Origin of the sequence: Amycolatopsis albispora (assembly GCF_003312875.1) — a bacterium.
GTDB classification, from domain to species: domain Bacteria; phylum Actinomycetota; class Actinomycetes; order Mycobacteriales; family Pseudonocardiaceae; genus Amycolatopsis; species Amycolatopsis albispora.
Map to the genome: position 1 here is coordinate 6,277,068 of NZ_CP015163.1, position 18,695 is coordinate 6,295,762.

Here is an 18,695-nt window from a genome sequence, read left to right on the forward strand (position 1 = left end):
ACAGCCGCGCTCAATTGGGCCAACTGAAGCGCCGGTCACAGCTGAGGCCAGCGTTAGGTCACCCTGGTCAGGTCGCCGTAGGTGAGGACGAACCTGCTGTGGGTCTTGTCGATGGCGGAGCCGGCCAGTTCGCTGTCCGGAGTACCAGCCGGATAGACGATGAGCGATGGCGTGTGCCGGTTCCGTTCGGGCGCCCAGGATCGGATCTCCTCGCAGAGGTACTCGGTTACCTCGGCGGCGGCCGGGCCATGACCGATCGCGCCCAGTTCCCAGCACACCTCGTCGCCGGATTCCAGTCGCCGGGCAGTGAGGTAGACCAGCGTGTCGCCGTCGACCAGCGCCATGCGCCACCATCCCCTTACGGGGTCGCACACCTCGGGTGGGACGTCGGCGTGAACCTTGATCCGGCACACGCGAGGGTCGGTCACGGTCAGGCGGAGCCAGAGCCCGTCATGCGACTCGTTCCTGCCGAGCGTCGTTCCGGACCAGGCGGTGACACGCGGCTGGTCGAGCACCCCACGCAGCGCATCGAGGTCCACGGCCTGATCGCGGTCCCAGTGGAGCGTGACCAGTTCGTCGGTGGTGATCGCGCCGCTGAGTTCGCCCTCGTCGTCGCCGACCAGGTACACGAAGCCGCACAGGTGGAGCGAATCGGACACCAGACGGCCATCGGTGTAGGTGAAGGCGACGCTGCGTCCCTGGCCGCGCCACCGCAGTTCCCTATTGAAGGTGGGTGTTGATCCACTTCGGGAGGGATGGTGGCGTGGCGGGTTGGCGTGTTCTGGGTGTCGCGGGATGCGGTGCAGCTGCCACAGGAGATTAGCGAGCACCTGCGGCGCACGGTCACGATGGGCGGCGCGGGCAGCGGCGTGCGGTTCGACCGTGGCGAGTTCGTCATGCGAGTCGTCCAGCGGGACCGCGCCGACGAGCCGGCGGCGGTGTACCGGGCACGGGTGGTGTTCGAGGTGTTCCGCGAAGCCACGACCGGCGGCGTGGTCGACAAGGTGTGCGAGGCATTGCCGGCCGATGTGCGGGAGTTGGTCGATGCGGGCAGCATCGGGCCGCTGAACTGAGCCGGAGGACCCAGCTCAGCGGCCGGTGTGCCCGCTGTTGCCTGGGAACGCTGTCGGCACGCGCTGCCTCCTGCGGGTGCTATCGGGGTGTCTGCTGGTGGAAGGTCAGCTTCCAGCCGTCGGTGCGGCGCACGTAGACGCTGCTCGTCAGGGCGGTGTAGGTGGGTGCGTCGTCTCGGTGGGCGGTCGCTTCGTAGGTCACGATCGCGGTGTCGTTGGTGGGGTGGAGCACTTGTGGGTCGCGCAGCTGGTAGGCGGACCAGGGTGGGCCGGACAGCGAGTCCAGGATCGCCGTCCGGTTGTCTAGCACGAGGCCACCGGGTAGGAGCATGACCGCGGTGTGGTCGAGGATGTGCTCGTAGAACCGTCGCGCCGTCTCTGGGGTGGACGACAGGGCCTGCCAGCCCTGTTCTTCGAGGTCGATCACCTCGTCGCCGGTGGTCGAGATCATTTTGGTCCTCCTGTCCCGGCGATGGCCCCCTGTTGAGTGAGCCAGTTCTGGAGGGCGTGCGCGGGTTGAGCGCCGACCATCCGGCCGCGTTCGGTGCCGTTGCTCATCAGGATGAGGGTGGGGATACCGCGGACCTGGAGTCGCTGGGCGGTGCGGGGCGCGTGGTCGGCGTTGACCTTGACGACTTTGAGCCGTCCGGCCTGGTCGCGGGCGAGTTGATCGATGACCGGGGCCATCGTGCGGCAGGGGCCGCACCAGGGCGCCCAGATGTCCACGAGGACGGGCAGTGTGCCGTGCTGGACGGCGGGTTCGAAGTTGGTGTCGTCGGCGTCGACCAGCCAGGGCAGGTCGGTCTTGCACGCCCCGCAGCGGGGATGGCCGGCTGCCGCAACCGGAGTCCGGTTGCGGCGCCCGCACCGAGGGCACGGTGTGATCGCCCCGGTTACAGCAGTCCGTGTCGTGTCAGTGCCCATTGCAGCTCCTGGATGGTGGGTTGTTCCAGCCACTGGCCGCCGATGTAGACGACGGGGTTGCGGATGTCTCCGCCGGCCAGCCAGCGCAGTCGTTGCCTGGCTTGGGGGTTGAGGTCCAGGTCGACGTACTGGTAGGGCACGCCGGCGCGGTCCAGCAGGCGGCGCACCATCTGGGTGATGCCACACCAGCGGTTTCCGTACACGACGACCGCGGCGGGCGCGACCGTGCCGACGGTGCGGGCGGCGCGGTTGATCGGGGCGACCATCGGGATCGTCATTGTCGTCACCTCCTCGACAGGTCACAGGTTCGTCAGGTCGTGGGGTTCGCGCGACGCGGGTTGCTGGGCGACCTGGTCGAGCGCGTCGAACAGTTCGTAGATGTCCGGGATGTGGTCCACCTGTGGCGAGACGTGCGCGTAGCGGATGACCCCGTCGGCGTCGACGAGGTAGAGCGCGCGTTCGCTGAACCCGTCGGACTCGCGCCAGACCTGGTAGCGGCGGGCGACCTCACCCTTGGGGTGGAAGTCCGCGAGCAGCGGGAAGGTGATGCCGCGCACGGCCGCCCAGGCGCCGTGGCTGTAGAGGGAGTCCGCGGAGATGCCAAGCACGGTCACACCCCGGCTGGCGAACTCCGGCAGCTCCTGCTGGTAGAGCTCCAACTGTCGACTGCACCCATGGCTCCAGTCCAGCGGGTAGAACACGAGCAGGACCGGGTGCCCGCGGAAATCGGCGAGGCTCACCGGCCGGTTCTTCGCGTCTGGCAACGTGAAATCGGGTGCTCGGGTGCCTACCGCCAGGCCAGTGGACTCGCGGGCGCCCTGCATCGGGGGCGCGCTGCGGTGCAAGTTCGCGACGTCTTCCAGCGTCACGCCCTGCGTGGTGATGCCGTCGGGCGCCTGGTGCCCCACGGCCTGTGTCTCCCCCGTCACGGGGACGTGCTGCACGATTTCCTGGGTGATCGCGTGCAGCACCGACAGTGCCTCGGTCACCGGGGAGTCCGCGTCCAGACGGTCACCGAGGTCGGCGAACCGCTGCTCCAGTTCGTGCAGCCGATCCCAGCCACGAGCGGGAATCATGATCCTCACCTCCCTGACAAAGATTCGGGTGGCGCGGCGCCGGTCGGCGCGAGCCTCATCGGCGAAGCAGCGTCATGGCCAGAGACAGCACGACGGACACCAACAGCATGGACGTGAGTGGCATGTAGACGCGGACGTTCTCGCCGATGAGGCGGATGTCGCCCGGGAGACGATCGAACCACGACAGCCCACCGGTCCACGCGAGCACGCCGACAACGGCGAGCACCAGTCCCGCCGCCACCACGTACGGCCCGATATTCGTGCCCATCGTGGATCTCTCCTCCCACCGCTTCCCGATGTTCCCCACCAACAGAACAGAGCCAGTCGTCGTGCGCGGCCAAATACCGCGCACGACGACCGGCTCGTAAGAGACGGGACGGTCGGCACTTCACCCGTGCTGCCGCGTCGACAGGACGCCGGGCGGCTCGCGCCCAGGCCGCCGGAAAGGGTCAGGGGCGCCCAGGCGTCGATGACCGCGTCACCACGTGCACTGAGGTGAGCGCCGAATTATCACCGCGGAGCGGCGACCAGGGGTCAGGCGTTGATCGCCTGGCGTTCCCCGGTGCCGCTGGTGATGGCGATCTTGCGCGGCTTGGCCTCCTCGGCGACCGGGATGCGCAGGGTCAGGACCCCGGCGTCGTAGCTGGCCTGGATGTTGCCGGTGTCGAGGGTGTCACCCAGGAACAGCTGCCGGCTGAACGTGCCGGTCGGCCGCTCACTGATGATCGTCTCGACCTTCTCGCCGTTCTCGTCGATGACCGTGGTGCGCTGCGCCTTGACCGTCAGCACATTGTTCTGCACATCGACATCGATGGACTCTGGGCTCACGCCGGGCAGGTCGAAGTGCACCACGAACTCATCGCCGGAGCGGTAGGCATCCATCGGCATGACCGCCGACCGCGACAGGCCGCCGCCGAAACCACTGCCGAACCACTGCTGGCTCAACCGGTCCAGCGCCTGGAACGGATCAGTACGCATCAGCATGGCGTTCTCCTCCTTCCCTTCGTCGTGTCCGTGTGCTCGCGTCGCGGACAACCGCGTCGCGTCAGCACCATCACGTCGCTGACATCCCTAGCAACGCACTACTCCTGACCTATGTTCCCTATGTGATGTAGTTCACGCGTCGATCTATTGCTAAATGGATTGAAGTATGAAGGTGCAGTTCAAGGATGGTGTGACGGCAGTGCTGGAACGGCCTGTCGACTCGGGAATCAGACGCAAGAGCACATCAGCACCGCGGACCGTCCTGATTTGGCAGGGCCGCACGGTTGACCGGCGGCGCGCACTTGCTGTCCTGCCGAGCCTGGGCAGGTGTGACGGTGTGCGCCTGCGTGGACAGGTGGCCAGGCGGTGGTCAGACATGCGGGGTGGGTTGTGCGGTGAGTGCGAGAGCATAGGTGGGGTGGAGATCTACCCAGCGTCGCGTCGACGACTTGGAGGGACCGGCGCACGCGACTGGCTGCCGCGCTGCGCACCACCCAGCAGCTGCTCGCCGAAGCGGTCGGTGGACAACCGGAGTGCTGGCTGACGACGATCACCGCCTCGTCGGGGATCACGCGCTGGTGACGTGCGCGACGAACCGGGTGGCGAGGTCACGCAGCTTGATGTTGTCGCGCTGGGATTGCTCGACCAGCAGGGTGAATGCCTGGTCGGCGTCGATCCGCCTGACCGCCATGAGGATGCCTTTGGCCTGGTCGATCACCGCCCGGCTCTCCAGCGCGGTCCGCAAGTGCGCGGCGGTGCGGCGGGCGTGTTGGTAGCGGTGGTAGACGCGCAGGGCCGCCGTGACGGCGCTGGTGTAGAGGTCGAGCAGTTTCTCGTCCAGTTCGGCGAAGCCGTGAGCGTGGGTGCTGTAGCAGTTCACCGCGCCGGCGTGCCCGTCGTCGATGACGATCGGCGCGGACAGGAAGCTTGCGAATCCTGCCTCGGTGGCGTCGCGGGCGAAGTCCGGCCAGCGGTCACGGGCCTGGGCGATCGACACGCGCACCAGCGCGCCTGATCGCGCGGCGTCGAGGCAGGGTCCGTGTCCGAGGGCGTACTGGTCACCGTCGAGGCCGGCGACGACGTCGCTGGTCGTGGCCGCGGTCCGGGCGTTGCCATCGTCGAGCAGGGTCACGGTCGCTTCGTCCACGCCCGGTATGGCCTTGGTGACCTGGGCGCACACCTGCTGCAGCAAGACGGTGAAGTCGTCCACGCTGCCCAACGCCGCAGTCAGGCTTTCCAGCGCGCCGGTGACCTCGTCCAGCACCTGTGGCCACATCTCGTCCCGTGCGCGGTCCATGATTGCCTCTCGTCGGCTGCCGGGCGCCGCAACGCCTGACTACCTCGGGTATCCCGTCAGGCCGCCCGTTACCCATGAACCCTGGGGGTGCATCCGGTGCGCCAGCGCAGTCGATGCCACATGACCTGCGGGAACCGGTGGTGACACGCCTGCCGGGCATCAAGTCGCGGACCCGGTGAAAGTCGGTGCGGAGGCGGTCAGTCGCGCGGTCAGTGGAGGTGGCGGCGGACGGGGCCGACTCGCAGGTCGGGTTGGCTGCGCGCACCGGGGCGGTGGATCCGCACGGGAATGGAGATGGGCTCTCGACATGGTGACGGGGCGGGATGGTCGCGGTCGTCGGTCGCGCGTCGGCGTGGATCGCGCAACTCGGCGTAGGCGGCGAGCACCTCGGTCAGGCGGGCCGGATCGGTGGGTGCGTGCGCGGCGTCGGGGTGCAGGTGGCGCACCAGTGCCCGGTAGGCCGCGGCGATCTCGCTCGGCGTCGCCTCCCGCGAGACGCCGAGTACTTCGTACGGGTCGGGTACCGGTGACGGTGACATGGTCATCCGCTCCGTCAGGGATGGTCGGTCCTGCTCGCCGTTCCCGTGGTGTCCTCGGGCACGGTGTTCTCGGGCACGGTGTGCAGGTGGCTGACGGCGGTGTAGACCTCGCGGGCGGCACCTTCCGCCTCGTCCAGCGCGTGGCGCAGCGCGGCCAGTTCCCGGCAGGTGCGGGCGACGTGCTCGGCGGGGTCGACGTCGTCGTCGGCACGCAGCCGATACCGCTCGGGATAGCCGCCGACCTGCGGTGCCAGCGCTGCGGCCAGGTCACCCAACGCGCCGAGCAGATAGATCAGCTGCCAGGTCTCCTCGCGCAGGCCGGCAGGGCCGGGCCCGTGGCCGGCTGTCACGCGGCCTACCGCGTGCTGCACGGCCTCGGTCACCCTCGTCAGCGCGACGGCCAGCGACGCGCCGGGCGGTGATCCTGAAAGAGTGCGGGAACGGGGCATCGCACGTTGCTCCCGTCGATCACGGCCAGGACTGGTCGTCGGCGGGCTCGTCGGGCAGCGGCACGACGCGCCGCTGATCGGCCACGTCGGCCGGGTCGGCCTCGACCACGTCGATCGGCTCGGTGAGCGGGTCCGCGCCGGACTCGTCCTCCAGGTCGGGTCGGGCGGGGCGCAGCTGGTCGGCCACGTCGTTCCAGGGCTTGTCCAGGCTCATCGTCATTCCTCCCCTTGCGGCGTCTTCCCGTCGCGGTTGGTACCGGCCAGGTCGTCCAGGGCGGGGGCGAGCAGCAGTGCGCCGGTGGTCAGGCAGCCGTGCAGTGCCCGCAGATCGGCGTGGATCTCGTTGCTGACCTGCGGGCCGTGCCGCTCGGCGAGGGCCGGGGTGCGGTCCATCAGGGTCTGCACCAGGTCGGCCAGGGTGGTGGTGACCTCGTGCGTGCCGGTGATGACCGCGGACACCTCGGCCGCGCCAGGGAAACCGGTGCGCAGGGCGGTGGCGGTGTCGGCGAGCCGCCGCCGGGCATCGGCCAGCGCCCCGTCGATCCGCGTCCCGCCGACGCGCGCGACCTCGGTCCGCGCTGCGTCGATCGGCGCCGCGCCGTCATGCCTGGTGTCGGTCATCGGTTCCCTCCTTTCCCGCACCTCGTCGGCTTCCCCCGGCACGGCCCCGGAAACACCCCGCCGACGGGGCGCGTCGGCGGGGCCGGCGAGGGCGTGCGGGTCAGGCGTTGACCTGCTTGCGGTCGCTGCCGGCGCTGATGGCGATCTTGCGGGGCTTGGCCTTCTCAGCCACCGGGATTCGCAGCGTCAGCACACCGGCCTCATAGCCGGCCTGGATGTGCTCGGCGTCCAGAGCCTCGCCCAGGAACAGCTGCCGGCTGAACACGCCGCGGGGCCGCTCGGCGACCTGGTACTCCACGTGCTCCTTGGTCTGGCCGGGGCGTTCGGCCTTGACGGTCAGCACGTTCTGCTCGACGTTCACCTCGATCGAGTCCGGGCTGACGCCGGGCAGGTCGAATGCGACCACGTACTCGTCCCCGGTGCGGTAGGCGTCCATCGGCATCGCCGCGGGACGGGCCGCGGTTCCGTTGGCGCCGAAGAACTGCTGGGTCAGCCGGTCGAGCTCGCGGAACGGGTCGGTACGCATCAACATGTCACAGTCTCCTTCCACACCATCAGGTTGTCGATCAGGTCAGTTCCGATCGGACGGGGCTGCATCCCCGCCGCTCATTCTTGCTAACGGTCCGCTCAGCTTTTCTGTTCCCGTGACCACAACTTCGGCGACGACGGCGAGGGAACCTGGGGGTGCCCGGACGCGCCGAAGCCCGCCCTGGCGATGCAGTGGCGGGCCTCGCGGATTCACATGATCGAGGAAGGCTGGACGCTGTCCCCAGCGACGACCGTGACCGGTGCTGGCCGTGGCGGGTCGGTAGGTGCGTCACGAGACGCGGTGCTGGCATTGCTCACCGGTGTGCCAGCCAACGACGAGAGCCGGCTGCCACGGGCAGGTTCACGTGATGGTGCCCCGGTACGGTCGTGCCGTTATCACCTCCTTACGTGTTCGCTGGTGCTGCGATCCGGGAAGAGGGTCCGCGCGGTCGGCGCGGCGTCGCACAGCGGCGGCGGAGGAGACCGTTCGCGAGCTCCGACTCGCCGCGCGGTCCGCGCGAGATCACCGCTGACAGCGTGGGACAGCGGGTCGCGGCGCGACGACGCCTCGTCGCCGCGGTGGCGACGGGTGGGCGCTGGTCCTGGTGGCCGGTCGTGCGGCGGGAGAGGCCGCGTCGCGGAGGAGCCGAAGTTGGCGGCGACGATCGCGTCGAACTCCGCGCGCACCCACGCGGGCTCCGCGCAGATCAGGTCGGCGAAGCGAGCCGGCCCGACCTCCAGGGGCCACGCGAGGTCGCTTCCCGCCGTGCGGGCGATGCTCGTGCCATCCATCTCGATCACTCCCCAGCTGTGTGTCCACCAGGTTCTGACCGATACTTTTCTTATAGTGAGTACTGTAGATTATGTCAAGGCGCCACTGGAGGTACCGTGGTTCGGAGAGTGTCGGGTGAGGGTCAGGTCGACCCGTGGTGTCCGTGGGAGGCCCGCTCGTGACCAGTACTGATCTGCGCGATCTCGATGATGTCGACTATCCGGCGTACACCACCGGGCAGGCCGCGATGATGCTCGGTGTGCAGCAGGCGTTCCTGCGCAGCCTGGACACCGCTGGGCTGGTGCGTCCGCAGCGTTCCGGTGGTGGGCACCGCCGCTACAGCCGCCGCCAGCTGCACCTCGCCGCGCGCATCCGGGGTCTGCTCGACGACGGCCACGGGATCGTCGCGAGCGCCCGGATTATCGCGCTGGAAGACGAACTCGCCGCCGCACACGCCCAGATCGCCGAGTTGCGCAGCCGGCTGGACACCGCGACGCAACCCTGATCGCCCGGCACGTTCAGTCACGGCTCCGCATCGGCTCAGTCCGCGCCGGTGCGGGGATCAACGGCAGCGCGCGTAGAAGGAGAGGGCCCGCCGGTGTGCCCCGGCCAGCGTGTCGAGCTGGTCGGCGGTGAGCGAGGTCGTGATGCCCTCGTCGGTCTCCTCGCCCATGATCGCGATGCTGCCGCGCCAGACCCGCGGCGCGCAGCTCAGCGAGATCAGCACGGCCGAGCCGACCGGATTGGGCGGGTGGACTCGCGGCAGGTGATCGGCCGCGTCGGCCACTTTGGCGCGCATCCCGCCGGCCAGCGGCACGCCGTTGACGGCGCCGCCGTCGGGATCGACCTGGTCGCGTACCGCGGTCCACAGTTCGTGCTGGTAGGGCTCACCCCACTCGTCTGGCCCCGTGTCGCCGACCGCCTCGCGCACCATCAACAGGCCCTCGGGTGTGATCACGGCGTAGCGCACGGTCGGGCCTGGCACCTGCTCGGCGCCCGCGCACCCGATGATGAGGTGATCCCGTGGTGGGGGTGTGCCGTGCGCACCGCCAGCGACCTGGTTGCTGCGGGTGATGGCGCGCACGCGGCCACCCTACGGTCGGCGGACCACAATGGCCGCGGCCCGACGGCGGACTCAACCCGAACGAGTGAACCGTGACCGCTCCACCCCAGGGTCGGCGCGATCGTGCACCACCGGTCGCCGCGCATCGCTCGGATGCATCAGCCGGAGGTCGGTGGCCGCCGACGCTCTCTCAGCAACCCAGGGGGCGGCTTAGGGTCTGGGAGCCTGCAGCGCCTCGTCGACCGTGTGGTAGAGCGCCAGGACGTCGTCGAGGCCGGTGACCTCGATGGGCCTGATGACGGGACGGTTCGCGTCGACCACGACCGGCAGCGATGCGTGCCGCCGTCCCGCGTGCCGGGTGGCCTGCAGCAGCACGGTCAGTCCGGCGGAGTCCAGGAACGTGACCGCGGTCAGATCCAGGATGCAGGGGCCGCGGCTGGCCTCCCGATCGAGGCACTCGATGATCGCCGCGGCCAGGTGCGGCGCGGTGTCCAGGTCGACCTCGCCGGTCACCTCGATCACCAGGGTGCCGTCGTCGGCCTCTCGGTGCGAGCGGATGCTCAACTCCACCGGCGGCGGTTGCTCGCTGGGAGGGGTCACGTCGGCACGTGGGAGGTGTCGGTGAGGGCGGGCCAGGATGCCGAGGTGAGCGAGCCGCCACTACGGGGTTCGGTGCCTCGCGCGCGTGCCACCGCCAGATGCCGGGACGCACCGTTATGTCCTGCGCCGTCCAGGGCCAGCTCGGCCCACACCGTCTTGCCACCGGCGCGGTGCTGCACGCCCCAGGCCGACGCCAGCCGGTCGACCAGCAGCAGGCCGCGTCCCCCCGAGTGATCCGGCGGACGGATCCGGGGCAGCCCGCTCGCGGTGTCGTCGACCTCGATCCGCAGCCGCCGACCATGATGGATCAGCGTGGCGCGGCAGGTGCGCCGGGGCGCACCATGTCGGTGCGCGTTGCTGACCAGCTCATCGGCCACCAGAACGGCGTCCTCGACGACCACGCCGCCGTGGTCGGCCACCAAGCCGCGGACCAGCCGACGCACGTGCTTGGTCGGTGTCGTATCGAGGTCGCAGCTCACGCCGGGCGCTGTCGAGGTGCTGCCTGCCGTCTCCCACGCCTGGGTGGACATGGCACCACACCACCTTCGTCCGAGAACACTCTCCACGGCGAAGAGTCATCCCCGGAGATACCCGACGGTTCACCACAGCAAACCTGAGCGGTGTCCACGCTAGGTGCCGTGTCGTTCCCTGGGCCGACTTCCACTCGACCAGCTCACTGACCCAGCGGCGCCCAGGCACGGCGTGGGCGGTGTTTCCATCGCAACCCAGCGGCGTGCCCGGCAACGCTGCCAGGTGACGAGGCGATCCGCGAGTCGGTTGCGCGCTGGAGTGGGCTCGCACTCGCCGGACAGCCTGATGGCGATGAGGTTGCATCCCCTCACCACGGTCTATGGATGTTGTGTCGTCGCGCGCCTGGTGGAGTTCGGGTTGCGCGTGCCGCCTGGTCGTGTCAGGGGCCGTGGCCTTCTGAACCTGGCTCGCCGCCGTCCGGGTCGGTGGTTGTTCGCGCCGGACGCGGCCGTTGCCTGCGAGGTATGACGGTGCGGCCAGGGCCTGGGCACGGCTGGGGTGGACGTCGAACGTGGTGGTCAGGTCGAGCAGGGTCAGCGGCAGGAGCACCGGCCGGTGGGTGGCGACGACCCGGAACGCGATCCGGCGCTGGTGGGCGTGCTCGCGGGCCTGCAGGAGCGCGGTGATGCCAGCGGCGCCCAGGAACCGCACGTCGGTGAGGTCCGTGACGAGCACGGTGTGCCGGGAGCCGGTTAGGGCGTGGGTGAGTCGGCTCCGCAGTTGGGGCGCGGTGAGGAGATCCAGCTCGCCGTGAACCTCGGCGAGCAGCGCGCTGGGTGTGGGGCTGCTCAGCGCGACCCGGAACGCGGGACACGTGCCGTGGCTGGCGTGCGCGTGGTCCGGGTGGTCGGGCTCACCGGCGCCGGGCGGCCGAATGAGGCGGTCGGTCATGACACGCCCCAGGGAGGTCGACTGGAACGTCGCGGCGGCAGCGGGTGGGCAGGGAACACGGCCAGACCTCCGTCTCGCGATGCGGCGGAGGGGACGCCGGCCGTGGCCCGCGCCGAAGTCGTGCGGTGCGCGAGCCGTCGCAGGTGCGGATGGGCCTGGTTGTCCTGCTCCACCTGAGTGGGTTTGCAGCACGTCCCGGCTGACTGCACAACCGCGAGCTGACCGACATGCTAGTGACGGCGCTGCCCGGTTTCCAGAGGGCGAAGCACTGTCGGGGAGGCGGCGCGCTGGACAGGGTTGCGGTCGGCGCGGGCGGTGCCAAGACTTGGGGTCGTCGGGGGCGACCTCGATACTTCGGTACGGTCATCGACGGTCGGTGTTCAGCAGCGCAGCATCGGATGCGATGAAGGTCGCCTCCGGCGCTCCCGCGGCAGGCCGGGGTTGAGTCCGCGCGACCGTGGCCGTTGCCGCGACAAAGGGGTTTGTGCGCATGACCGGCGAAACCGAGCTGCTGACCATCTCCCAGGAGCTGGCCGAGGTGTCGCGGCTGGTCGAGGACGACGACGTGACGGGCGCGCTGGGACGCTTTGCCGAGCGGGTGCTGCGCACCGTGCCGGGCTGCGCGGCGGTCACCGTCACCATGACCGGCGCGCGGGCCGAGCAAGCGGACGTGGTGGCGGCCTGCGCGACGCCGGGTGCAGCGGCGCCCACGCAGGACATGCTGACCGGTGACGGCCCGCTCGTGGAAGCGTTGCGGTATCGCGAACCTCGCCGGGTGGACGACACGCACACCGATCAGCGGTGGCCGCGGTTCAGCGCGCGTCTGGCCGAGCACGGCTATCGCAGTGTCCTGGTGTTGCCGGTGCCGACCCGCCGCTGCGGCGGATCGGGCGGGTCGGCGGTGCTGACGGTGTTCTCCGACGAGCCGCACCGATTCGACGAGACCGTCCACGACGTCGCGCTGCTGCTGACGGTGCACGCCGGCGTGGTGTTCGACAACGCGCAACTGTTCCACGACAGCCGCCGCCTGGTGGACCACCTCAAGGTGGCGCTGGAGACCCGGCAGACGATCGGACAGGCCCAGGGCCTGCTGATGCGCCACTTCGGCTGCGACGCCCAAGGCGGGTTCCACTTGCTCAAGGGAGCCTCGCAGAACACCAACACCAAACTCCGGGACGTCGCCGAGATGCTGGTCTCCGCCCACGAACAGGACACCTTCGACAGCGCCCTGACCAAGTTCCGGCTTGACGCCACCACCGCGGGAGCCGCGACGAGCTAGCAGCCCGGTTTCTCACAGCCACAGCAACGCCCGCGCCACCGACCCGCGGCTGTGCTAGGCGGGGCAGGTGGCGCGGGCATTGCCGGTGGACTGCCTGGGGATGGTCACTTGCCGCTGATCGCGATGCGGCGCGGCTTGGCCGCCTCGGTCTTGGGCACACGGACGGTCAGCACGCCCTCGTCGAGGGTGGCCTCGATCTTGTCGGCGTTCACGTCCTGCGGCAGGGTCACCCGGTAGGCGAACTGGCCGGTGCGGCGGGTGCGGTGCCTAAACCAGCCCTGCCGCTCCTTCTCCTTGACCTCACCGTTGATGGCCAGCTCGGTGCCGACCACGTCGATGGTGATGTCGTCGCGCTTGATCCCGGGCAGCTCGACCTCGACCAGGTAGGCGTCCTCGGTCTCAGTCACGTCGGCCAGCGGCGACCAGGCCCGCACGCCCTCGTCGAGGCGACCGGCCACCGAGTCCATCCAGCGGCCCATCTGACTGTAGAGGTCCTCGAACTCCCGGAACGGGTCCCAGTGCCGCAGCGAGCTCGACGATCGCACAGCAGGCAGCGTCATGGCTCTCACCTCCACAACTCGATCACGTGTCGTTACCGCGTCCGCCAGAACCTGTCGCCCCGGCGGCCGGACATCCACCACGACGAACATGAGCCACCTCTTGTTCCCGAAGTTGAGCCTATCCGACTCAAGATTTATGTGATCTGAGTCACAAACACGGGTGGTGTCGGGAACACGGGATGGAGTCGTGCACGTCTTGTTGGGTGAACGACGGCCAACTCATCCCGCTCTGCTCGCGGACGCCAGGATGGGAGGTGGTGTTCGGGATGGCGAGTGCACCGACGTTCGTATCGACGCCCGCGCCGAGCACCGGGCACGGCGCCCGGCCAGCGCGCACCGGCACGAACCGGCTCATGCCGCAGGCGTGCACGCGTGACCGTGGGACCAGTGCCAGCGGGGTGCCCGCCGGGCGCGTGCTGGCCGACTCCGGCGACGGCGTATGGATTCTGCGTCCGAGCGCGGAGCAGGCCGAGCGCCTGGCCCGGCACCTGCCGCGGTGGCTGGCCCGGCTGCGCACCGGCGGCGCCCGGCAGGTCGTGATCGACCTGCACCGGGTCCGACGCCTGGACTTCACCGGCTTCGGGCTGCTGCTGCGCCTGCTCCGTGACGTGCTCAGGGTTCCGGTGGTGATCACCGAGGCAGCCGGGCACGTCGCGGCGACGTTGAACCAGCTCGACCTGCTCGCCGACGCCCAGCTGGTGCCGGCCCCGCATCGACCGCCCCGGACCAGCGCTCCCACCGCGCCCTGGCCCACACCGGACGGTGCGCACCGCGCGCCACGCCGACTGCCTGGTGAGCGGGTGCTCCATCCCGGCGGTGCGGCGCACGGCAGCAACCCCAGCCGCACGGCGCGCAGCAGGCACGGCGACCGACACCGGCACCGCAGTCCCGTGGCATCCCGCTAGGTGCAGCATCCGCACCAGCCGACAGGGCGACCCCGTCGACCTGTCCGCGGCGGTGACCGCAAGCCCGGTTGGTGCGAGCCGCGGCGGGTATGCGGGTGGTTGGCCGGTGATTTCTCTCCCGCTACGCGCGGCATGCGTGTAGTAGCGCTCGTGGGGCGGAGAGACCCATCGAAGGCGAGTTCACAACAGCAGGGAGGCGGAAGCAATGGCTCGATTGGCTCAGGTGACCAGCTCCCGTAACCGGGAGGTCGTGGCGGGGTTCGACAACTACGCCGACGCGGAACGCGCGGTGGACTCGTTGTCCGACAAGGGTTTCCCGGTCGAGCACACCACCATCAGCGGAGTGGGCCTGCGCCTGGTGGAAGACGTGCTGGGCCGGCTGACATATCCGAAGGCAGCCGGGCTGGGCGCCCTCAACGGGCTGTGGATCGGGCTGCTGTTCGGCGTGTTCCTGGCGCTGTTCACCACCAACGCGGTCGCGTGGTTCGCGGTGATCTTGTGGGCGCTGCTGTGGGGCGCGGTGGTCGGCGCCGTGGCGGCCCTGATCTGGCACGCGCTCTCCGGTGGCCGCCGGGACTTCCTCTCGGCCAGCCAGCTGATCGCCGACCGCTACGAGGTGCTGGTCGACCCCGCGCACGCCGAACGCGCCCGCGAACTGCTGCAGACCAGCCAGTCCTGATCACGTGAGGGGAGGCGCTTCTCATGGCTAAGGCAGTCGGTATCGACCTGGGAACCACCAACTCGGTGATCGCCACCGTGGAGGGCGGCCAGCCGACCGTGATCCCGAACAGCGAGGGCAGCCGCACCACCCCGTCGGTCGTGGCGTACACCGACCAGGGCGAGCGGCTGGTCGGGCAGCTCGCGCGCCGCCAGGCGATCCTGAACCCGAAAGGCACCATCGCGTCGGCGAAGCGGTTCATCGGCCGTCGGTTCGAGGAGGTGGCCACCGAACGGGACACGGTGTCCTATGAGGTGGTGTCCGGCCCGAACGGCGCGGCACGGTTCGATGTGCGTAGCAAGCAGGTCGCGCCGGAGGAGATCTCTGCGGCGGTGCTGCGCAAGCTGGTCGACGACGCGTCGAAGTACCTGGGCGAGAAGGTCACCGAAGCGGTGATCACGGTGCCGGCGTACTTCAACGACGCCCAGCGGCAGGCGACCAAGGACGCCGGCAAGATCGCCGGGCTGAACGTGCTGCGGATCATCAACGAGCCGACCGCGGCGGCGCTGGCCTACGGGCTGGACAAGAAGAAGAACGAGACCGTGCTGGTGTTCGACCTGGGCGGCGGCACCTTCGATGTCAGCCTGCTCGACGTCGGCGACGGGGTCGTGGAGGTCCGCGCCACCGCCGGCGACACGCACCTGGGCGGTGACGATTTCGACCGGCGGATCGTGGACTGGCTGGCCGAGGAGTTCCGCAAGGACTACGGCATCGACCTGCGCAAGGATCCGCAGGCGCTGCAGCGGCTGTACGAGGCGGCGGAGAAGGCGAAGGTCGAGCTGTCCTCGGTGTCCCAGACCACGATCAACCTGCCGTTCATCACCGCCGACGCCGGCGGGCCGAAGCACCTGAACACCACGCTGATGCGGTCGAAGTTCGACCAGCTCACCGCGGACTTGGTGGAGCGCTGCATGGGCCCGGTGCAGCAGGCGATGGCGGATGCGAAGGTGACCGCGAACGACATCGACGAGGTGATCCTGGTCGGCGGTTCGACCCGGATCCCGGCGGTGCAGCAGCTGGTGCGCCGGTTGACCGGCGGCAAGGACCCGAACATGACGGTCAACCCGGACGAGGTCGTCGCGCTTGGCGCGGCGCTGCAGTCCGCGGTGATCAAGGGCGAGATGTCCGACGTCCTGCTGCTCGACGTCACTCCGCTGTCGCTCGGTGTGGAGACCCTGGGCGGGGTGATGACCAAGGTGATCGAGCGCAACACCACCATTCCGGCGCGGCGTAGCGAGGTGTTCTCCACCGCGGAGGACAACCAGAACGCCGTGGATGTGGTGGTGCTGCAGGGTGAGCGGGAACGCGCGGCGGACAACCGGGTGCTGGGCCGGTTCCGGTTGGAGAACATCCGGCCCGCCCCGCGTGGGGTGCCGCAGGTCGAGGTCACCTTCGACCTCGACGCCAACGGCATCCTCAACGTCTCCGCCAAGGACAAGGACACCGGCGCCGAACAGACCATCACCATCAGCGAAAGCTCCAACCTCGACCAGAGTGAGGTCGAGCGGATGGTCGCCGACGCCGAACGGCACCGCGGCGAGGACGCCAAGATCCGCGAGCGCGTCGACGCCCGCAACACCCTGGACACCATCGCCTACCAGGTCGAGAAGCGCCTCGGTGAGTTGGGTGACGCCGCGCCCGCGCACGAGAAGGCCCGCGCGGAGCTACTCATCGGCGACGCTCACCAGGCCGTCAAGGACGACACCGTCGGTATCGAGCGGCTGCGGGAGCTGACTTCGGAGCTGCAGCAGCTGTTCTACGGCCTGGATACCGCGGCCGGAGGCACCGCCGGCAATCAGGCCGGTGGCGGCGCCCGGCGGGACGGCGGCGGTGATGACGTGATCGACGCCGAGTTCACCAGCGAGTGAGAGGAGGGCACGCCATGGCCGAGGACCGCATCCGCTCCGGCCCCGGCGAGCACCTCGACCCCGGCGGCCGAGCGACGGTCGGCGAGCAGCAGCCGCGGGAGGAGCGGTTCGTGCGGGAGCGGGCCGAGCCGCCCGCTCCCGAAACCGACCCGGCCGCCCCGGCCGACCAGGCCGAGCCCGAGGACGAGGTGGCTCGGCTGCGGGCACAAGTGGCCGAGCTGGAAGACCGGTGGCGGCGTACCGCCGCGGAGCTGGACAACCTGCGCAAGCGGGTAGCCCGAGACAGCGAACGGCAACGCCTTGACGAGCGCGGCCGGGTGGCCGCGGCCTGGCTGCCGGTCGTGGACAACCTCGACCTCGCCCTGACCCACGCCGACGCCGACCCCGGCTCGATCGTGCAGGGCATCCGCGCGGTCCGCGACCAGGCCCTGACGGTGCTGGCCGGACTGGGCTACCCACGCCGCGACGACCACGGCGTGGCGTTCGACCCGACCCGGCACGAGGCCGTGTCCACCCGCGCGGACACCGAGGCCAAGCCCGGCACCGTGGTCGAGGTACTGCGCCCCGGCTACGGTGACGCCGACCGGCAACTACGTCCGGCGACGGTCGTGGTCGCCGCCCGCGCCGCCGATGACGGATCCCGAGACGAGCGGGACAGGGGGTGACGCTCGGTGGCTCGTGACTTCTACGAGGCGCTGGGGGTGTCGCGCACCGCCAGTCAGGAGGAGATCCAGCGCGCCTACCGCACGCTGGCGCGCAAGTACCACCCGGACGTGAACAAGCAACCGGGGGCCGAGGATCGGTTCAAGGAGGTCTCCGAGGCGTACCAGGTGCTCTCCGATCCGGAGACGCGGCGCCGCTACGACGCGTTCGGGCCGGACTTCCGGCAGGTGCCCGAGGGCGTCGACCCCGAGACCTGGCAGCGCGCCCGCGCCGGCACCGGCGCGCGGTCCGGTTCCGGTGGTGAGCGGGTCTGGGTGAACACCGGGCCCGGCGGAGGGTTCGGCGGGTCGCCGTTCAGTGCCGGGTTCGGCGGCGAGTTCGATGTCGAGGACCTGTTCGGCAGCATCTTCGGCCAGCGCACCGCCCGCGCCCGCGGGCAGTCCGTGCGGGGCGCGGACCAGGAGGCCGAACTCGAATTGACTGTCGAGGAGGCATACCGGGGCGGGCAGCGTTCGCTGACCCTGCCCGGCCCCGACGGGCCGCGCACGCTGCGGGTGACCATTCCCGCCGGGGTGACCGACGGGCAGCGGATCCGGCTGGCCGGGCAAGGCGGCCAGGGCATCGGCAACGCCGCGGCAGCGGGCGACCTGTATCTGGTGGTGCGGCTGACACCGCACCCGCGCTACCGCGTCGACGGACGAGACCTGACCGTCGATCTGCCGTTGGCGCCATGGGAAGCCGCATTGGGCGCGACGGTCGCGGTGGACACCCCCGGCGGGCAGACCAAGGTGAAGGTCCCGGCGGGTACCTCCAGCGGCCGGCGGTTGCGGCTGCGCGGACAGGGCATGCCCCACCCGCGCGGCCAGGCCGGTGACCTCTACGCCGAGGCGCGGATCGTGGTACCCGACCGGCTTACCGACGCCGAGCGCCGGCTGTTCGCCGAACTGGCCACAGCCTCGACCTTCGACCCCCGCGGCACGTCGGCGAGGAGGCGGTCATGACCGACAGTTCGATCCCAGGTGCCCCGATGAGCTATGCGTTGATCCGCTACCAGCGCGATCCCGACCACAACCGGCGTGGGTGGCTGGACCTGGAATCCTTCGCCCGCGCCACCGGCACCCACCCGGACCTGGTGACCCGGTTCGTCGCGCTCGGGTTGCTCGACCCAGAGCGAGACCGGGCCGGGGCGCTGTGGTTCGCCCCGGACCAGCTGGCGAGGCTGGCCCGCATGCAGCGACTGCGCGCCGCGTTCTCGGTCAACTACGCCGCTCTGGGGCTGGTGCTGGATCTGCTGGACCGGGTCGACCAGCTGGAACGCGCGCTGCGCCGTAGTCAACGACAACCGTGGAGGTGA

General features: G+C 70.1%; 27 protein-coding genes. 9 read left to right on the plus strand and 18 right to left on the minus strand.

Going from position 1 to position 18,695, the window contains the following annotated elements:
- Window positions 1–53: 53 nt before the first annotated feature.
- A complete protein-coding gene (locus tag A4R43_RS29655; RefSeq protein WP_098085258.1) occupies window positions 54–659 on the minus strand; it encodes a hypothetical protein in 606 nt (201 codons plus the stop codon).
- A gap of 96 nt (window positions 660–755) precedes the next feature.
- On the opposite strand from A4R43_RS29655, the gene A4R43_RS29660 reads away from it, so the two are divergent.
- Window positions 756–1,073: a DUF2267 domain-containing protein gene (locus A4R43_RS29660; RefSeq protein WP_050998041.1), complete on the plus strand. Its 318-nt coding sequence runs from the start codon at window positions 756–758 to the stop codon at window positions 1,071–1,073.
- 79 nt (window positions 1,074–1,152) lie between these two features.
- On the opposite strand, the gene A4R43_RS29665 is transcribed toward A4R43_RS29660, so the two are convergent.
- From A4R43_RS29665 to A4R43_RS29720, 12 genes are all read right to left on the minus strand, one after another.
- The gene (locus tag A4R43_RS29665) at window positions 1,153–1,524 is read right to left on the minus strand and encodes a nuclear transport factor 2 family protein (protein ID WP_098085261.1); all 372 of its coding nucleotides are present in this window, start codon (window positions 1,522–1,524) and stop codon (window positions 1,153–1,155) included.
- Complete coding sequence (trxA, locus tag A4R43_RS29670; protein WP_098085263.1) at window positions 1,521–1,997, minus strand: thioredoxin; 477 nt, start codon at window positions 1,995–1,997, stop codon at window positions 1,521–1,523. Before trxA ends, A4R43_RS29665 begins: the two co-directional genes overlap by 4 nt.
- Entirely contained in the window at window positions 1,967–2,275 is a 309-nt protein-coding gene (locus A4R43_RS29675) for a glutaredoxin family protein (RefSeq protein ID WP_098085266.1), read from the minus strand. The genes trxA and A4R43_RS29675 overlap by 31 nt, the downstream gene beginning before the upstream one ends.
- A gap of 21 nt (window positions 2,276–2,296) precedes the next feature.
- The gene (locus A4R43_RS29680; protein ID WP_098085268.1) at window positions 2,297–3,073 is read right to left on the minus strand and encodes a redoxin domain-containing protein; all 777 of its coding nucleotides are present in this window, start codon (window positions 3,071–3,073) and stop codon (window positions 2,297–2,299) included.
- A gap of 55 nt (window positions 3,074–3,128) precedes the next feature.
- Complete coding sequence (locus A4R43_RS29685) at window positions 3,129–3,341, minus strand: DUF2905 domain-containing protein (RefSeq protein WP_098087038.1); 213 nt, start codon at window positions 3,339–3,341, stop codon at window positions 3,129–3,131.
- 266 nt (window positions 3,342–3,607) lie between these two features.
- Window positions 3,608–4,057, minus strand: a complete 450-nt coding sequence (locus A4R43_RS29690) for an Hsp20/alpha crystallin family protein (protein ID WP_098085272.1) — start codon at window positions 4,055–4,057, stop codon at window positions 3,608–3,610.
- 568 nt (window positions 4,058–4,625) lie between these two features.
- Window positions 4,626–5,354 (minus strand): GAF and ANTAR domain-containing protein, encoded by a 729-nt coding sequence (locus A4R43_RS29695; RefSeq protein ID WP_098085274.1) that lies wholly within the window; start codon window positions 5,352–5,354, stop codon window positions 4,626–4,628.
- 209 nt (window positions 5,355–5,563) lie between these two features.
- Window positions 5,564–5,899 (minus strand): J domain-containing protein, encoded by a 336-nt coding sequence (locus tag A4R43_RS29700; RefSeq protein ID WP_228809437.1) that lies wholly within the window; start codon window positions 5,897–5,899, stop codon window positions 5,564–5,566.
- 8 nt (window positions 5,900–5,907) lie between these two features.
- Window positions 5,908–6,243 carry a hypothetical protein gene (locus tag A4R43_RS29705; protein WP_127516257.1) on the minus strand — a complete coding sequence of 112 codons (336 nt, stop codon included), beginning with the start codon at window positions 6,241–6,243 and terminating at the stop codon, window positions 5,908–5,910.
- Between the two features lie 118 nt (window positions 6,244–6,361).
- Window positions 6,362–6,556 carry a hypothetical protein gene (locus tag A4R43_RS29710; protein ID WP_098085278.1) on the minus strand — a complete coding sequence of 65 codons (195 nt, stop codon included), beginning with the start codon at window positions 6,554–6,556 and terminating at the stop codon, window positions 6,362–6,364.
- 2 nt (window positions 6,557–6,558) lie between these two features.
- Window positions 6,559–6,963, minus strand: coding sequence for a hypothetical protein (locus A4R43_RS29715; RefSeq protein ID WP_098085281.1), 405 nt, complete (start codon window positions 6,961–6,963; stop codon window positions 6,559–6,561).
- Between the two features lie 100 nt (window positions 6,964–7,063).
- Window positions 7,064–7,495 (minus strand): Hsp20/alpha crystallin family protein, encoded by a 432-nt coding sequence (locus A4R43_RS29720; RefSeq protein ID WP_098085284.1) that lies wholly within the window; start codon window positions 7,493–7,495, stop codon window positions 7,064–7,066.
- Window positions 7,496–8,441: 946 nt separating this feature from the next.
- Between A4R43_RS29720 and A4R43_RS29730 the strand changes: the two genes are divergently transcribed.
- The gene (locus A4R43_RS29730; RefSeq protein ID WP_098087040.1) at window positions 8,442–8,768 is read left to right on the plus strand and encodes a MerR family transcriptional regulator; all 327 of its coding nucleotides are present in this window, start codon (window positions 8,442–8,444) and stop codon (window positions 8,766–8,768) included.
- A 57-nt stretch (window positions 8,769–8,825) separates the two neighbouring features.
- Here the strand turns inward: A4R43_RS29730 and A4R43_RS29735 are convergent, their stop codons facing one another.
- The 4 genes from A4R43_RS29735 to A4R43_RS44840 all read right to left on the minus strand — a co-directional run bounded on the left by A4R43_RS29735 (window position 8,826) and on the right by A4R43_RS44840 (window position 11,348).
- Window positions 8,826–9,347 carry a hypothetical protein gene (locus tag A4R43_RS29735; RefSeq protein WP_098085288.1) on the minus strand — a complete coding sequence of 174 codons (522 nt, stop codon included), beginning with the start codon at window positions 9,345–9,347 and terminating at the stop codon, window positions 8,826–8,828.
- Window positions 9,348–9,536: 189 nt separating this feature from the next.
- The gene (locus tag A4R43_RS29740) at window positions 9,537–9,926 is read right to left on the minus strand and encodes an STAS domain-containing protein (protein ID WP_158559782.1); all 390 of its coding nucleotides are present in this window, start codon (window positions 9,924–9,926) and stop codon (window positions 9,537–9,539) included.
- The gene (locus tag A4R43_RS29745) at window positions 9,923–10,405 is read right to left on the minus strand and encodes an ATP-binding protein (RefSeq protein ID WP_369973562.1); all 483 of its coding nucleotides are present in this window, start codon (window positions 10,403–10,405) and stop codon (window positions 9,923–9,925) included. The genes A4R43_RS29740 and A4R43_RS29745 overlap by 4 nt, the downstream gene beginning before the upstream one ends.
- Window positions 10,293–11,348, minus strand: a complete 1,056-nt coding sequence (locus A4R43_RS44840) for an STAS domain-containing protein (protein WP_110341268.1) — start codon at window positions 11,346–11,348, stop codon at window positions 10,293–10,295. The genes A4R43_RS29745 and A4R43_RS44840 overlap by 113 nt, the downstream gene beginning before the upstream one ends.
- A 490-nt stretch (window positions 11,349–11,838) precedes the next feature.
- Between A4R43_RS44840 and A4R43_RS29755 the strand changes: the two genes are divergently transcribed.
- Window positions 11,839–12,627, plus strand: a complete 789-nt coding sequence (locus A4R43_RS29755) for a GAF and ANTAR domain-containing protein (RefSeq protein WP_220818364.1) — start codon at window positions 11,839–11,841, stop codon at window positions 12,625–12,627.
- 104 nt (window positions 12,628–12,731) lie between these two features.
- On the opposite strand, the gene A4R43_RS29760 is transcribed toward A4R43_RS29755, so the two are convergent.
- Window positions 12,732–13,187 (minus strand): Hsp20/alpha crystallin family protein, encoded by a 456-nt coding sequence (locus tag A4R43_RS29760; RefSeq protein ID WP_110341272.1) that lies wholly within the window; start codon window positions 13,185–13,187, stop codon window positions 12,732–12,734.
- A gap of 266 nt (window positions 13,188–13,453) precedes the next feature.
- Between A4R43_RS29760 and A4R43_RS29765 the strand changes: the two genes are divergently transcribed.
- The 6 genes from A4R43_RS29765 (at window position 13,454) to A4R43_RS29790 (ending at window position 18,695) form a co-directional block, all read left to right on the plus strand.
- A complete protein-coding gene (locus tag A4R43_RS29765; RefSeq protein WP_158559783.1) occupies window positions 13,454–14,092 on the plus strand; it encodes an STAS domain-containing protein in 639 nt (212 codons plus the stop codon).
- 223 nt (window positions 14,093–14,315) lie between these two features.
- Window positions 14,316–14,771 carry a YflT domain-containing protein gene (locus A4R43_RS29770; RefSeq protein WP_236808363.1) on the plus strand — a complete coding sequence of 152 codons (456 nt, stop codon included), beginning with the start codon at window positions 14,316–14,318 and terminating at the stop codon, window positions 14,769–14,771.
- Window positions 14,772–14,794: 23 nt separating this feature from the next.
- Window positions 14,795–16,678: a molecular chaperone DnaK gene (dnaK, locus tag A4R43_RS29775; RefSeq protein ID WP_098085302.1), complete on the plus strand. Its 1,884-nt coding sequence runs from the start codon at window positions 14,795–14,797 to the stop codon at window positions 16,676–16,678.
- A gap of 14 nt (window positions 16,679–16,692) precedes the next feature.
- A complete protein-coding gene (locus A4R43_RS29780) occupies window positions 16,693–17,343 on the plus strand; it encodes a nucleotide exchange factor GrpE (protein ID WP_098085305.1) in 651 nt (216 codons plus the stop codon).
- Between the two features lie 6 nt (window positions 17,344–17,349).
- The gene (locus A4R43_RS29785) at window positions 17,350–18,342 is read left to right on the plus strand and encodes a DnaJ C-terminal domain-containing protein (RefSeq protein ID WP_098085307.1); all 993 of its coding nucleotides are present in this window, start codon (window positions 17,350–17,352) and stop codon (window positions 18,340–18,342) included.
- Window positions 18,339–18,695 (plus strand): chaperone modulator CbpM, encoded by a 357-nt coding sequence (locus A4R43_RS29790; protein WP_098085310.1) that lies wholly within the window; start codon window positions 18,339–18,341, stop codon window positions 18,693–18,695. Before A4R43_RS29785 ends, A4R43_RS29790 begins: the two co-directional genes overlap by 4 nt.